This window comes from Ruegeria sp. C9 (assembly GCF_056537585.1).
The window spans coordinates 431441-446076 of sequence record NZ_JBQFRU010000002.1 but is presented as its reverse complement, the minus strand read 5'-3'; the positions used below and the strand labels follow the sequence as shown (position 1 = coordinate 446076).

Here is a 14636-nt window from a genome sequence, read left to right as displayed (position 1 = left end):
TGGGCGGGGTTGTTATCCCCGCCTAAGCCCGATGGATTTGATCGGGAAAGGCAATGGGGTCCATCGGTGACAGTGACGACAACTCCTCCTCGATTGGAAATCCGCAATCTGATTGCGCGCTTTGGCGGGCGGACGGTCGTGGATGATGTATCGTTGACCGTGCACGCGGGGCAGGTGACTTGCCTGCTGGGGCCTTCGGGCTGCGGAAAGTCGACCACCTTGCGGATGATCGCGGGGGTCGAAATGCAGACCTCGGGCGAGATTTACGTCGATGGCAAGCTGATCTGTGACACGGTATTCCGCGTACCGCCCGAACGGCGCGAGATTGGGCTGATGTTTCAGGATTTTGCGCTGTTTCCACATCTCAGCGTAGCGGATAACGTCGCGTTCGGCCTGAAAGGCAGCAAAGAGCAGAAACGCGCGCGGGTCGAGGAACTGCTGACCAAGGTCGATCTGATGCGGTTCATCGATGGATTTCCGCATCAGTTATCTGGGGGTGAGCAGCAGCGGGTTGCTCTGGCCCGTGCTTTGGCCCCACGTCCGCGGATCATGCTGATGGATGAGCCGTTCTCGGGCCTCGATAACCGTCTGCGCGACGGCATTCGGGACGAAACGCTCGCAGTCCTCAAAGAAGAGGACGCTGCTGTTCTGTTGGTCACGCATGAGCCGGACGAGGCGATGCGAATGGCTGATGAAATCGCGCTGATGCGGCGCGGCAAGATTGTGCAGCAGGGGGCGCCATACAATGTCTATACCCGGCCTGCAGACAAGGCAGCAGTTTCGTTTTTTAGTGATATCAATGTGTTGAAGGCTCAAGTTAATGGTGCGTTGGCGCATACTCCGTTTGGCCGTTTTCTTGCGCCCGGTGTGCCGGACGCGACCGATGTTGAAATCGTGTTTCGACCCCAGCACGTCAAGCTGGACTTCGACCGCAATGGCAAAGGGCCTGCGCCGACGCCGACAGACGGCATTGCCGCCCGAGGCGTGGTTGAGCGTGCTCGGTTTTTGGGAAATGAAAGCCTTGTCGAGTTTCGCATGGACTATGATGGCTCGATCCTGAAGGCGACGGTTCCGAACGTCTTTGTGCCCAAAGAGGGCCGTGTCATGTGGCTGACCATTCGCCGCGACCGGTGTTTTGTATTCCCGGCCTGACGCTCAAATCCTGCATTTTCATCCAAGTGGTGCGTGAAAGCCTCAGATTGCGCATGTGCATTGCTTGTCGCAGCGCTGAGGCGGGTCTATCAAGGGCAAAACGAGGGGTGGACCGGGCATGCGAATTCTTCTGACCAATGATGACGGCATCAATGCGCCGGGACTGATTGTGCTTGAAGCGATCGCGGCTGAACTGGCCGGTCCCGATGGCGAGGTCTGGGTCGTCGCGCCTGCCTTTGAGCAGTCAGGCGTGGGCCATTGCATTAGCTATACCCACCCAATGATGGTCGCCAAACTAGGCGAGCGCCGCTATGCCGCCGAAGGGTCTCCGGCGGATTGCGTGTTGGCCGGTTTGCACGACGTGATGAAGGACGCCCCGCCCGATCTGGTGTTGTCAGGGGTAAACCGGGGCAACAACTCGGCTGAAAACACGCTGTATTCGGGTACTATCGGCGGCGCGATGGAGGCGGCGCTGCAAGGTGTGCCCGCGATTGCCTTGTCTCAGTATTTCGGGCCGCGCAATCTGGGGCTGGACGATCCGTTTGAGGCGGCTGCCAAATTTGGGGCCGATCTGGTGCGCCGCATTCTTGATGCGACACCCGAGCAGCAGGGCGACTATCGTCTGTTCTATAATGTGAATTTCCCTCCGGTTCCCGCAGATGAGGTGCTGGGTACGCGCGTGGCCCCGCAGGGGTACCGACGCGATACACATTTCTCTGTCGAGCCGCACAGCTCGCCCTCGGGTCGCCGGTTCCTTTGGATTAAGGGCGGGTATCAGCATAACCCGACCGCTCCGGGCACGGATGCGGCGGTCAATCTGGAAGGGTATATCTCGGTCACTCCGATGCGCGCTGATCTGACAGCATATGACACGCTCGAGGCGCTAAAGGTCATCGAATGACTGGGCCAAGCGCAGAAACCATAATGCAGTTCCTGTTTGCCCTGCGCTCGCGCGGGGTAACGGATGCACGTGTGCTGGCGGCGATGGAGCAAGTTGACCGGGGGCAGTTTGTCAAAGGCCTGTTCGCGGACCGGGCCTATGAGGACACTCCACTGCCTATTGCCTGTGGCCAGACCATCAGCCAGCCTTCGGTTGTGGGGCTGATGACGCAGGCGCTGCAGGTGCGTCCGCGTGATACGGTTCTAGAGGTCGGCACCGGCTCGGGCTATCAGGCGGCGATCCTATCCAAGCTGGCGCGCCGGGTCTACACGGTTGAGCGGCACAAGAGGCTGGTGCGCGAAACGGGAGAACTGTTCCGTGAGCTGGGGCTGACGAATGTGACCGCGATGCTGTCGGATGGATCATTTGGACTGTCCGAGCAGGCCCCGTTCGACCGTATCATTGTGACCGCTGCTGCCGAAGATCCTCCGGGGCCGCTCTTGGCGCAGTTGAAAATCGGCGGTATCATGGTGTTACCCGTGGGCCAGTCGGACGCGGTGCAGACCCTAATCCGGGTCACGCGCACTGAAACCGGTCTGGACTATGACGAATTGTTGCCGGTCCGTTTTGTGCCCTTGCTTGAGGGGCTGGGAAAAGACGGAGCGTAAAGGTATATTAGAGGCGCCAGAACCCCGGAGAACAGGGGCAGGTGTTGAGGACAGTAAAATGAGAGCAGTTTCCAAATCAGCAATGCGCCGCTATGCGACAGGTGTTGCCGCGCTGGCAATTCTGGCCGGGTGTGAAGGGCCATATGACTATGACCTTCGCGGCAATGTCGGCGGGTTCTCCACTGCAGATGCCGCCCTTGCAGCGACCGCCAACCGCCCGACGCCGGATGCGCGTGGCGTGATCACCTATCCGAACTATCAGGTCGCGGTAGCCCGCCGTGGGGATACAGTTGGCGATGTCGCCACCCGGATCGGCATGCCGGTGGCCGAATTGGCCCGGTTTAACGGATTGCAGCCAAATGACAGCCTGCGTGACGGTGAAGTTCTGGCCTTGCCGCGCTCGGTCGGTGGGACGAGCAATGTTGATATTGCGACCATTGCCGGAACCGCGATTGACGAGGCACCGGACACAGGATCTGTACAGACATCGACATTGGAGCCCGCGCAACCTGCTGCGGCTCCGGCACCGGTTGCTACGGGGCCTGAGCCGATCCGGCACAAGGTCAAGCGGGGTGAGACAGCCTATACAATTTCGCGCCTCTATCAGGTGCCTGTGGAGTCTCTGGCAGAATGGAACGGTTTGGGACCAGACTTTATGGTGCGCGAAGACCAGTACCTGTTGATCCCGGTCAAGAATCAACCGGCACCTCGGGCAGCAGCGCCGGCCGCCACGGCAACTGCGGTAACCCAACCGGGCGAAGGCTCACCAACTCCTACGCCGCCGAGCGCGACGCAGCCATTGCCGGATGAGAAAGTTGCCGCGGCAACGCCTGCGCCGGATATCACAGCCGAGGCCCCGACCAATTCGGGAAGCTCGGCGCTGGCAAGTCCGGTGAGCGGCACCATCATTCGGACCTACAAGAAGGGTAAGAATGAGGGGATAGATATCGCCGCAGCGCCAGGCGCGTCGGTCAGTGCGGCCGAGGCAGGCACGGTCGCCGCGATCACCGCGGATGCGGATCAGGTTCCGATCATCGTTGTGAAACACAACAATGACTTGCTGACTGTTTATGCCAATGTCGACAATATCACCATCAAGAAAGGTGATCGGGTGCGACGGGGACAGAAGATCGCCTCGCTGCGCGGGGGCGACAATGCATATGTGCACTTCGAAGTGCGCAAAGGGTTCGAGTCGGTTGATCCCGAGCCTTACCTTAAGTGACCGAAATGGCCCGTTCCGGGCCATGCCTCCGGCGGAGGTATTTGGGGCCAGTTGAAGGACGGATCACGCATTGGGATCGTAGTCGCTGAGCCGTTTACCCGGTTCGTCAGTAAAGAGTTCCGGCAGAGGCGTGACGTTTTCTATCAGGTCGATGCGGAAGACGCGGAAGTCGTTGCGCAGCTCGCACCAGGCAGTCAGTGTCCAGACACGGCCCCAGTATTCCATATGTAGCGGTCGGATGGTGCGTTCGGTCAGCGCGCCGTCAATGCGACGGTAGCTGAGCTGCAATTTCTGGCGCGATTTGATCGCGGCGCGGATCGGGGCCATATGTGCCATTCCGCGTACGACATCAGCGAAGGGATAGACCGCGAATTTCCAGCTGTCGGCCTCGGCAATGACCTGCGTGGGCAGGACGGCGTCGATTTTCTCGGCTAGAGATTCTGCGGCGGATTTAAGATCGGGATCGGCGGCCTCGGCAACGATCGCCATGCCGAGGTTCAGAGCCTCAAGCTCGGCGGGTGTCAGGTTTAGCGGGGGCAGCGTGATCTGTTCACGCACCATGTAACCTACGCCGCGTTCGCCTTCTACAGGTACGCCCGAGGCCACCAACGTGTCCATATCGCGATAGATCGTACGGACCGACACCTCAAGTCGGTCCGCGATGTCCTGCGCGCGGTGCAAGTTACCATCGCGCAGGATCTGTATGATGTCGAACAAGCGGTCAGTGCGGCGCATGACACGCCGTCTGAGCCGCCTTTAGGCGGTCATGTTCCATAGCACGTTCTCGTGACGCATCTGGGCGCTGTCGGGGTTGATTGCCGCCATCAGAGCGGGTGCAAAATCCTGTTGCATGAATGCAGCAGCGGCATCCTTTGCGGATTTCATATCGGTCCAGACGACATAGTCGGTCCAGCGGCCATCTTCGCCATGGCTTAGCTGGCGGTGGGTAAAGCCGGGAGCCGCGCGGACGAAGGCTTCGGAGGCTTGGCTTAGCCTGACGAACTGTTCGGGCTTTGTGCCGTCGGCAAGGGTAAAGGTGACGATTTCTGCGACATGGGTCATGTGGTTCTCCGTAGACCAGGTTTCGATATCGTCCTTCTAGGTGATATCAACTGACATAAACCTGTCAGTTGAGAAATGCGAGTCCGCAAAAAACGCATGATCCGTTCAAATTTGCGCGCGGATTTGATCTGTCGCACTTTTGCTGATGCCCGTACGGGCGTAGACACGGGGCCAGACATATTCACGGCGCGCTGCGCCGACGTAGAAGGAGACAAGTCATGCTCAACAATATTGGCCTTCCGGGTATCCTGCTGATTGCTGTTGTGGTTCTCGTCCTGTTTGGACGCGGCAAGATCAGCTCGCTGATGGGTGAAGTGGGTAAAGGCATTACCTCGTTCAAAAAAGGCATCAAGGAAGGTTCTGAAGAACTGGAGCAGGATGCGTCCGAGCTGGCCAAGGATGTCACGCCTGAGACTGACAAAGACAAGGTCTGAGCCTAGATGTTTGATCTGGGCTGGACCGAGCTTCTGGTCATCGGCATCGTCGCGTTGATCGTGGTGGGGCCAAAGGACCTGCCTGTGCTGTTCCGCAATGTCGGACGGTTCGTCGGAAAGGCGCGCGGCATGGCGCGTGAATTCAGCACTGCAATGAACGAGGCTGCGGACGAAGCAGGCGTCAATGAGATCAAGAAGGGCCTGAACGCGGCGACCAACCCGGTTAGTACAGCGATGGACGGGATCAACGAAGCCGCGCGCGACGTGGCCAAATCCATCGACCCAACCAAGTTCGACCCTGACAGCGAGACCGGCAAGCTGGCCACCGAGCGAGCAGAGCAAGCCAAGAAGATCCAAGCCACAACGGCGCGCGCTGCCGCTGAACGCAAGGCCAAGGAAGCCGCGGATGCGCTGGCCAAGGCGGAAGAGGCCGAAGCAGCGCTGAAAACCGAAAGCAAGACATGACCAAGACCGACGAGATCGAGGACAGCTCGGCACCCCTGATCGAGCACCTGGCCGAGCTACGTACGCGGCTGATCCACTGCGTTGTGGCGTTTCTGATCGGTATGATCATCTGTTTCACCGTGGCCACGCCACTGTTCAATTTCCTCACGCAACCGCTATGTGAGGTGCTGACCGAGCGTGGACAGGATTGCGGGCTGATCTTCATCTCGCCGCAGGAAGGGTTCTTTGTAGCGATCAAGGTTTCGCTGCTGGGCGGGTTCATTCTGGCCTTTCCCTATATCGGGATGCAGATGTGGAGGTTCGTGGCGCCGGGCCTGTATAAATCTGAAAAGAACGCGTTTCTGCCGTTCATGCTGGCCTCTCCCTTCATGTTCCTGCTGGGCGCAAGCTTCGCTTTTTATGTAGTCACGCCATTGGCCTATGACTTCTTCCTCGGTTTCCAGCAATTTGGAGCGGAAGGAGAAGCTGTAGCAGAAGGTGCAACCGCACCTTTGAGCGTGGTGTTTCAGGGTTCGGCGCAGGAATATCTCAACCTGACCATCAAGTTCATCGTTGCCTTTGGCTTGTGCTTTCAATTGCCCGTATTGCTGACACTGATGGGTAAGGCCGGACTTGTCAGTGCCGAAGGTCTGGGGGCAGTGCGTAAATATGCGGTGGTAGGCATTCTGGTGTTGGCTGCGATTGTCACGCCGCCGGACGTGATCACCCAGATCATCCTCTTTGTCGTGGTTTACGGGCTCTATGAAATTTCAATATTCCTGGTCGCCCGTGTCGAGAAGAAGCGCGAAGAACAGTTGCGTGCCGATGGATACTACGACGATGAAGAGGCCGAAGCCGACGCAGACGTGATGCAGGATTACGAAGAGAACAAGTAACCTGTTCCAATAGCTTTAAAGGCGCGCCCAAGGTAGGCGCGCCTTTTTCACTTGCTACTCTTGTTGTGTTGATCGGAACATGGTTGAACTCCGCCAGAACATCCCGGAGGAGCCGATGGACGACCAAGCCCTGAACCGCATTGCGGACGCGTTGGAACGCATGGCGCCCGCGCCGCTGGCGACACCTGATTTCAACGCGGCCCCGGCTTTCGTCTGGCATGTCGAGCCTGACCGGCTGGAACCCGTCACACAGGTCAATCGGGTCGACCTTGATCTATTGGTGGGGATCAACCGCTCCCGCGATACGTTGCTGGACAACACGCGCCGCTTTGCTGCGGGTTACAAGGCTAATAACGCGCTCTTGTGGGGCGCGCGCGGAATGGGGAAATCCAGCCTCGTCAAAGCGGTGCACGGTACGTTGCAGGATGAGCATCCTGACCTGAAACTGGTCGAATTGCAGCGCGAGGATATGGGCTCGGTCGCGCGTTTGCTGAACCACCTGCGTGCCGCGCCGCACAGGTTCATCCTGTTTTGCGATGATTTGTCGTTCAGCCACGATGACCAGCATTACAAATCGCTCAAGGCCGTGCTGGATGGCGGTATCGAAGGTCGCCCGGAAAACGTTGTGTTCTACGCCACATCAAACCGCCGCCACCTGATGCCGCGCGACATGATCGAAAACGAACGCTCCAGCGCCATTAATCCGTCCGAGGCGGTCGAGGAGAAGGTCTCACTCTCTGACCGTTTCGGCCTGTGGCTGGGGTTCCACCCCTGCGATCAGGACGAATATCTAGCGATGATCGATCGCTACTGCGCCGCTCATGGCGTCAAGGTTGATCCCGAAACTCTGCGCGCCGAAGCCATCGAGTGGCAAGCCACACGGGGGGCACGCTCGGGCCGCGTCGCCTGGCAATTCTTCGTCGACCTCGCCGGGCGAAACGGCGTCCATATCGGTTAGTCCGCGCGCTTCATCTGGCCAGAAATACCTCCGCCGGAGGCATGGCCCGTCAGGGCCATTCTCACAACAGTGCTATAATCCGCGCCGCCTCATCCGCAGTGCTGGTTAATACATCCCGATCCTCACCGGGATGGAAACGTGCACGGACAGCGGTCGGCATCGGTGCAGGCTCAACAATCGATACGCGCGGTCCCGTCCGTGCGGTCTCGGTCGCCCAACTGCGAGCCAGCGCCATCTGTGCCGCTTTGGTGGCGCCGTAGATGCCATAGAACTTCTCGCCTGCCTTCGGGTCATCGAAGAACACGGCATGGCCAGTTTCGCCCAACAAAGGCGAGACATACGGGATCAGAACCGAGGTGGCGTTTGCATTGATGCTGACTGCCTTGTTCCATTCCTTCGGATCAACGAAATGCACTGGCGTCAGGGCTGAGGTATGGATTGCGGTATGCAACCACAAATCGATCTTGCCCCAGCGATCGTGAATGCTCCGGCACAGGGTCGCCATCGCATTGGGATCGGTGATGTCCATGGGGGCCAGAGTGGCCGAGCCACCCTTTGCCTGGATGCGGTCATCCAGCTCTTCCAGCCCGCCCTGAGTGCGAGCGACAGCGACGATGTGATAGTCGGGGGCCAGCGCTTCGGCCAGCGCCGCGCCCAACCCACGAGAAGCCCCGGTGATAAGGGCGATTTTGGTCTGATCGGTCATGAGGGGGGTTTGAACCTGCACGCGCAGGGCGTCAAGTCAGGATCAGCTGCCGGGGATGTCGATCCTTCGGTTCTGGCCGCTTTGTCGCAGCACAACACCATTTTCATCAATGGCGACGACCTTACCCGGGCCGACACGACTGCCGGGTTTCACTTTCTTAATGCGCCCCGACGACATGCGGACCAGGGCTTGCAGGTCCGCCTTGGGCCCAAAAATGCCCAATACCGAGACCGCGTTTTTCTTGAGCGCCCCCGCCTGTGTGGCGGCGCTTTTCACCGTTGCGTTTGCCATGATCTGTGGCCGAGCTGCGCGCCCGGACCCCGTTTTGTGAGTGGTTTTCGGCATTCGGGTAACACGGGCTTTGCCGGACCAAAAGGCCGGCAGCACTCGGTTGGAAGCGGTTCGAATGCCGCATACCGAACCCTTTGCAAATGCAGCCTGTTCAGCAATAGGTTGTCGGCGGATTCTGACCTATGGCCGCTAGCGCAAGTCTCTTGGCCGGCGCCTCAGGACAAAGCGATTCGCCCGATCACCCCGAGGCAAGTTTCGCCGCGTTCCACGAACTGCCGACCACCTGCATATCCTCACGCTTTTTGCTGACCCGACTGCTGTTTTCCAGACTACCCAGATATTCCTCATCGACGCCGGTGACGTAGTTGCCGTCAAAGCAGGAACAGTCAAAGGCTTCGATCTCGGGGTTGCCTTCCTTGGCAGCCCAGATCAGATCGTCGAGATGTTGGTAGAACAGCGCATCCGCACCCAGTTCTTCGCGAATCTCCTCGATCTCTTTGCCATTCGCGACAAGCTCGTGTCGGGTTGGCATATCGATGCCATAGACATTGGGGTATTTCACCGGGGGCGAGGCGCTGGCGATATAGACCTTTTTGGCGCCGGCCTCACGGCACATCTGGACGATCTTTTTGATTGTATTGCCGCGCACGATCGAATCGTCGATCAGCAGTACGTTATGACCGTCAAACTCCAAAGGCACCGCGTTCAGTTTGCGACGCACGGATTTCTGCCGTTCTTCCTGGCCTGGCATGATGAAGGTGCGGCCAACATAACGGTTCTTAACAAGCCCCTCGCGATAGGGAATGCCTGTGATCTTTGCGGCCTCAAGCGCGACAGGGCGGGCGCTATCTGGCACAGGGATGATCCGGTCGATCTCAAGTCCCGAGTCCTGAATTTGCTTGGCCAGCGTCTGCCCCATTCGCATCTGGGTTTTGTAAACCGACACCCCATCCAGCAGCGAATCCGGTCGGGCCAGATAGACATACTCGAAGATGCAGGGTGTCAGTTTACCTTCAACGGCCTGGAACTCGTGCATATTGCCGTCGAGGTCGATAAGGATCGCCTCGCCGGGACCTAGGTCGCGCAGCTTGTCAAAACCGTTGATGCCGAATGCCACATCTTCGGACGCAAAGGCATAATCATCGCCGTCACCAGTTGCAGCACGCTTGGCAACAGACAAAGGTCGGATGCCGTAAGGATCGCGGAAGGCCAGCATCCCTACGCCCGCGACGAGGCAGATCACCGAATACGCCCCCTGAACCCGCTCCATCGTCATTTTGACACCGGCAAACAGGTTGCGGATCGGATCAGCATTACCATTGACCTTGATCGCATCAGCGACCTTGTCGGCCAGTACGTTCAGAAGGACCTCTGAATCCGAAGTTGTGCGCAGGTGACGGCTGTATTTGGCAGTTACCTTTTCGCGCTGTTCTTCGGTATTGGTGATGTTGCCGTTGTGAACCAGATAGATGCCATAAGGCGCGTTCACGAAAAATGGTTGCGCCTCGGCCGCGCTGAGCGAGCCAGCGGTTGGATAGCGGACATGGCCCATGCCGACCTTTCCCAGCAGGGTTTCGGCGTCACTGGCATTGAACACGTCTTTGACGAGACCATTTGCTTTCTTCTCACGGAAGAACTCGCCGTTGTAGGTGACGATCCCCGAGGCGTCCTGACCTCGGTGCTGAAGCATCAGCAAGCCGTCATAGATTTCCGCAAAGACATCATGTGTCCGGCTTGCGATCCCCAAAATCCCACACATACACGGGCTCCAATTTCTATGACTTGCTTAGGATGGCGTTCAGGTCGGATCGGGTGCGGACGGGTATCTGAATGGTGTGTTTTGGTCCGTTTGCACGGGACTCAGGCACAAGCACGAAAGCGGCTAGCGCATAAGAAAACAGATACAGCAAGGTCGGCAGCTCCGATTCCATGTCGGTATGGCCTCCACATAATGCCAAACGATGCGTGTGTCATCAAAGGATCACATTCGCGATTTGACGCAGGTGCGAATTGTACACGCCGCGGGTTTAGGATGACAAATGTACAGACCTATGCTGTCATATCATTACGAAGGTTTTTTGCATGCAGTCCGGCAATACCTGGTGGAGCAGACGCCATGTGGCAACACAAGCAAAACACACCGAAGGACAAACCTGTCAAGCGGCGTTGCCACCGATGTCGTGGGGCAGGGCGCGCACCCTGCGAGATCTGCAAGGGAACCGGTGAAGTGATCAAGAGCCGAGACCAGTATGGCAAGCCGATCTCAAGCCGATGTGACGGATGCTTTGGCCTGAAGACCATCCGGTGCAATATTTGTGGTGGCGAAGGGTTTATCTGATTTTTCCGAACCAAACGCAAAAAAGCCCGGCTGAAACCGGGCTTTTCTTTGGAATTTGGTTTGATTAACCCTCAGAGGCGTTGTCGGCGGTGCAGCTTGCGACCAGCTCTTCGTACTGGGCGGTAACCCAACCCAACGCCGCCTCGGGGTTTTGTTCCTCGATCCTGCTGCTGAACTGTTCGAACACCTTGGCCGAGCGGCTTTCATCGACCATCGTGTAGGATTGACCGGTCATCACGGTGTCGTAGACGAAGAACGCAATCGCAACCAGCAATATGCCGCGTGCGATTCCAAAGAAGAAGCCAAGCGCCTGATCCAAGCCGCCAAGCGCAGAACGCTGCACCAGTGAAGAGAATAGCGGCGTGAAGATGCTGACCACGATCAGTGCAATGGCGAAGACGGCGGCAAAGCCGGTAATCACCGAAAGCTCACAGCTGTCGCGCAGGAATTCACCGACCACTGGCACTTCTTTGACCAGCGGCACAGCCTGCGGCGCAAAGATGAATGCTAGAACTGCCGCGGCGACCCAACCTGCGATGGCCAAAACCTCGCGCATGAAACCGCGCGAATAGGCCAGCAAGCCCGACAGCACGATGATCAGGGCCACAACCCCGTCAATTATTGTAAAACCTTCCATGGCCCTCGCCTGTTCGTTTTCTGCCCCTCAAGGCGCGACTTTACCCTGCTCCGAAGGTTTCGCCAACAAACCCCACCAAATCAGAGGGTCGGGTGAGTGTCAGACCTGCCACAGTGCCAGTTTTGCCACCTGCCGGAGCAATTGCCGCTGTGAAACCAAGTTTTTGCGCTTCTTTCAACCTGTTTTCGGTCTGCGGGGCTGGTCTAAGTGCCCCGGATAGCGAGATTTCTCCGAAAACGACCGTATCGGCAGGCAGGGCGGTGTCTTCACGAGCGCTGAGCAGTGCAGCAGCAACGGCGAGGTCAGCGGCGGGTTCGCTGACTTTCAGCCCTCCGGCGACGTTCAGATAGACATCGAGCCCGGCAAAGGGGATGCCGCAGCGGGCTTCGAGTACTGCAAGGATCATGGCGAGCCGCCCGCTATCCCATCCCACAACCGTGCGGCGGGGCTGGGAATGGGGGGACGGCGCCACCAGTGCTTGCAATTCGACCAGCACGGGGCGGGTGCCTTCGATACCTGCGAATACGGCGGAACCTGGGCTGGGCTTACCGCGTTCCGATAGGAACAGGGCCGAGGGGTTGGTGACTTGCGCCAGCCCTTTGCCGGTCATTTCGAAGACGCCAATCTCATCCGCTGGGCCAAAGCGGTTCTTAACGGCGCGCAGGATGCGGAACTGGTGCCCGCGTTCGCCTTCGAAGTAAAGCACGGTGTCGACCATATGTTCGACTACACGGGGTCCAGCGATCTGGCCTTCTTTGGTGACGTGGCCAACCATGATGATCGATACGCCGTGGCGTTTTGCAAATGTCGTCAGCTCATGCGCTGCGGCGCGCACCTGCGACACCGAGCCCGGCGCGCTGTCAACATTATCGGCCCACATCGTCTGGATCGAGTCGATGATGGCGAGGCCGGGTTTTTCTGCCTCTAGCGTCGTGAGGATGTCCCGAAGGTTGGTTTCAGCGGCCAATTGCACCGGCGACTCTTCCAGACCTAACCGGCGCGCGCGCATCCTAACCTGCGCGCTGGCCTCTTCGCCCGAGACGTAGATGGTTTTGATTCCATTGCGCGCGAAACGTGCGGCAGCCTGAAGCAGAAGGGTCGATTTGCCGATGCCGGGGTCACCGCCCACCAGCAGCGCCGATGCAGGGACAAGGCCGCCGCCGAGGACACGGTCCAATTCTTCAACACCGCAGAGGGTGCGGGGCGGCGGTGTTTCTTCGGTCGATAGATCGGTGAGCGCGATGGATTGGCCGCGCTTGCCGCCGAGTGACTTCTTGGCTGGTCCTGCCGAAAGCGGCGCTTCCTGGACGATAGTGTTCCATTCGCCGCACGCATCGCAGCGGCCCGACCATCTGGTGTGAGAGGCTCCGCAGGCCGAGCAGGAGAAGGAGTGTGTCTTTGCCATGTCGCCCTTGGTGCCCGAGGAAAGGCGGTTCTTCAAGCCCTTGCGGGCTTTCCTCACCGCCGGTGGCGCGCCACGTCCTCAGGCCCTGCGCGCCATCGTCCGCTGCGGGCGCTAGACGCGCCTATTCCGCGGCACGCGGCGGGGTCATCGCGACGACGCTGGCAGGTTTGGATTCGTCGGTCGAAGATTGCAATTGCGCCGACAGTTCCGGAAGCAGATCGAACAGCTCATCCCTGAGGCGCGCGAGTTGCGATTTGGCGATGGATTCCTCGATCTCGATGTCTCGGGTCCATTGGCGCAGCTCATGCTGGATGGTCTGGGCGTCTTCGATCCGATGCTGGAATTGTTCGACCTCTTCCTGACGTTGCCGCAGGAAGGCACGTGCGCGTTCGACCTTTGTGTCCCCATAGGTCTCGGCCAGTTCCTGACTGATCTGGCTCATCTGAGCAGCCAGTTCCAGCATCTGCGGTTCGAGCCCCTGCAAATCGGGGTGATCGCGCAGGAAGGCCATGCGCTCTTTCACCGCGTCGAATTCGGAGGCCAGCGCAAAGGCGCCGCTGCGGTCGGCGGCATGGGCGACCTGATAGGCCCCGGCCACGTCCTGCATATTCATTGTGAACTTACGATGGGTGTTTTCAAGCGCCATCATGCGGGCGTTCGATGGCAGATAGAAGACCAGCATCAGGATCAGGGCGGTCAATCCGGCCTGAACATATACGCCTGCGTCAATCGTTGCACCGTTGCTGAGACCGGCCTGCAACGAGAGCCAGGGCAGGATGCCAATCGCGGATAAAATGGTGGTCGTCACCGCGAACAATGCTGCGGCGCAGATCAGGAAAAAAGTGAGCCTTAATAAGGTATTCTGAAATTGCAATGTTATTGTGTGGAGGGCGGCCATGATCGTCGTTCTCCTTCTTCAACCGGTACAAAAACCGGGCCGAAGCGGAAGGTTAAACAGACGCGAAGTGATCCGCTACGGACCCGAAAACTACAAAATTTACTGCTCGAAATATAAAGATGATACTCAAAAATCTGTTTTCAATCAATTAGGTCTGAGGTTTTCGTGATCCAAATGTCATCTCTGTAATATGGCCCAGTGCAAGTGAGGCCAGAATGCAGCCGGTGAACAGGTAGAGACCCCATGCGGTTTCGATGGTGGCGTATGAGATGCCTTTGGCCAGCGTGATGTAGAGCGCGATGAGGAAGATATCGGCCATCGCCAGCTTGCCGAGGATGTTGAGCGCGGGCTGGACGCGCGGGTCCAGCAGGTTCCATTGGATCAGCGCGGTGCCGATGGTTTTGACGTAGGGCGCGAAGAGGGCGAAGACGGTAACGATCAACGCGAGGAAGATGTCGGACTTCCACAAGGACTGGAGCCCGGTGATGACGCTGATTTCACTGAGGCCGAAGATCGGGAGGAGACCGGCGCGCATCAGCGGGGCGAACCACGCGATGGGGTAGAGGATCAGGAGGGATAGGGTGGCGAGGCGGAGGGTCATGAACAAGAATTTTGATAAGGCAGTTGAATACTTAATGAGTGGAG

At 58.5% G+C, this 14636-nt stretch carries 18 protein-coding genes; 8 read left to right on the top strand and 10 right to left on the bottom strand.

From position 1 onward, the window contains the following. Positions 1-66: 66 nt before the first annotated feature. The 4 genes from ACR0NE_RS06385 (at position 67) to ACR0NE_RS06370 (ending at position 3922) form a co-directional block, all read left to right on the top strand. The gene (locus ACR0NE_RS06385; protein ID WP_170396795.1) at positions 67-1152 is read left to right on the top strand and encodes an ABC transporter ATP-binding protein; all 1086 of its coding nucleotides are present in this window, start codon (positions 67-69) and stop codon (positions 1150-1152) included. Positions 1153-1270: 118 nt separating this feature from the next. Beyond that, on the top strand, positions 1271-2053 hold the full coding sequence (gene surE, locus ACR0NE_RS06380) for a 5'/3'-nucleotidase SurE (protein ID WP_170406170.1): 783 nt from the start codon (positions 1271-1273) through the stop codon (positions 2051-2053). Continuing rightward, positions 2050-2700 (top strand): protein-L-isoaspartate(D-aspartate) O-methyltransferase, encoded by a 651-nt coding sequence (locus ACR0NE_RS06375; RefSeq protein WP_170509978.1) that lies wholly within the window; start codon positions 2050-2052, stop codon positions 2698-2700. The genes surE and ACR0NE_RS06375 overlap by 4 nt, the downstream gene beginning before the upstream one ends. 58 nt (positions 2701-2758) lie before the next feature. After that, on the top strand, positions 2759-3922 hold the full coding sequence (locus tag ACR0NE_RS06370; protein ID WP_170406164.1) for a peptidoglycan DD-metalloendopeptidase family protein: 1164 nt from the start codon (positions 2759-2761) through the stop codon (positions 3920-3922). Between the two features lie 63 nt (positions 3923-3985). Here the strand turns inward: ACR0NE_RS06370 and ACR0NE_RS06365 are convergent, their stop codons facing one another. Next, positions 3986-4657 (bottom strand): helix-turn-helix transcriptional regulator, encoded by a 672-nt coding sequence (locus ACR0NE_RS06365; RefSeq protein WP_170406161.1) that lies wholly within the window; start codon positions 4655-4657, stop codon positions 3986-3988. Between the two features lie 21 nt (positions 4658-4678). After that, positions 4679-4984 (bottom strand): hypothetical protein, encoded by a 306-nt coding sequence (locus tag ACR0NE_RS06360; RefSeq protein ID WP_170595431.1) that lies wholly within the window; start codon positions 4982-4984, stop codon positions 4679-4681. Between the two features lie 218 nt (positions 4985-5202). Here ACR0NE_RS06360 and ACR0NE_RS06355 point away from each other — a divergent pair, with 218 nt between their 5' ends. From ACR0NE_RS06355 to ACR0NE_RS06340, 4 genes are all read left to right on the top strand, one after another. Then, positions 5203-5418 carry a twin-arginine translocase TatA/TatE family subunit gene (locus ACR0NE_RS06355; protein ID WP_010440381.1) on the top strand — a complete coding sequence of 72 codons (216 nt, stop codon included), beginning with the start codon at positions 5203-5205 and terminating at the stop codon, positions 5416-5418. A gap of 6 nt (positions 5419-5424) precedes the next feature. Beyond that, on the top strand, positions 5425-5883 hold the full coding sequence (gene tatB, locus ACR0NE_RS06350; protein ID WP_170396807.1) for a Sec-independent protein translocase protein TatB: 459 nt from the start codon (positions 5425-5427) through the stop codon (positions 5881-5883). Then, complete coding sequence (gene tatC, locus ACR0NE_RS06345) at positions 5880-6758, top strand: twin-arginine translocase subunit TatC (RefSeq protein WP_170396809.1); 879 nt, start codon at positions 5880-5882, stop codon at positions 6756-6758. Before tatB ends, tatC begins: the two co-directional genes overlap by 4 nt. A 115-nt stretch (positions 6759-6873) precedes the next feature. Beyond that, complete coding sequence (locus ACR0NE_RS06340) at positions 6874-7716, top strand: ATP-binding protein (RefSeq protein ID WP_170396985.1); 843 nt, start codon at positions 6874-6876, stop codon at positions 7714-7716. A gap of 61 nt (positions 7717-7777) precedes the next feature. On the opposite strand, the gene ACR0NE_RS06335 is transcribed toward ACR0NE_RS06340, so the two are convergent. The 8 genes from ACR0NE_RS06335 to ACR0NE_RS06300 form a co-directional block, all read right to left on the bottom strand. Then, positions 7778-8422: an SDR family NAD(P)-dependent oxidoreductase gene (locus ACR0NE_RS06335; RefSeq protein WP_170595433.1), complete on the bottom strand. Its 645-nt coding sequence runs from the start codon at positions 8420-8422 to the stop codon at positions 7778-7780. A gap of 42 nt (positions 8423-8464) precedes the next feature. Next, positions 8465-8713 carry a hypothetical protein gene (locus tag ACR0NE_RS06330; protein ID WP_170396813.1) on the bottom strand — a complete coding sequence of 83 codons (249 nt, stop codon included), beginning with the start codon at positions 8711-8713 and terminating at the stop codon, positions 8465-8467. A 238-nt stretch (positions 8714-8951) separates the two neighbouring features. Next, entirely contained in the window at positions 8952-10472 is a 1521-nt protein-coding gene (purF, locus tag ACR0NE_RS06325) for an amidophosphoribosyltransferase (protein WP_170396815.1), read from the bottom strand. Between the two features lie 16 nt (positions 10473-10488). After that, a complete protein-coding gene (locus ACR0NE_RS06320) occupies positions 10489-10644 on the bottom strand; it encodes a hypothetical protein (protein ID WP_170396817.1) in 156 nt (51 codons plus the stop codon). 471 nt (positions 10645-11115) lie between these two features. Next, the gene (locus ACR0NE_RS06315) at positions 11116-11688 is read right to left on the bottom strand and encodes a CvpA family protein (protein ID WP_170595435.1); all 573 of its coding nucleotides are present in this window, start codon (positions 11686-11688) and stop codon (positions 11116-11118) included. Between the two features lie 40 nt (positions 11689-11728). Further along, entirely contained in the window at positions 11729-13093 is a 1365-nt protein-coding gene (gene radA, locus ACR0NE_RS06310) for a DNA repair protein RadA (RefSeq protein WP_170595437.1), read from the bottom strand. 121 nt (positions 13094-13214) lie between these two features. Further along, positions 13215-13991, bottom strand: coding sequence for a DNA repair protein (locus ACR0NE_RS06305; RefSeq protein ID WP_170595439.1), 777 nt, complete (start codon positions 13989-13991; stop codon positions 13215-13217). A 148-nt stretch (positions 13992-14139) separates the two neighbouring features. After that, complete coding sequence (locus tag ACR0NE_RS06300) at positions 14140-14592, bottom strand: paraquat-inducible protein A (protein ID WP_170396825.1); 453 nt, start codon at positions 14590-14592, stop codon at positions 14140-14142. Positions 14593-14636: the final 44 nt, after the last annotated feature.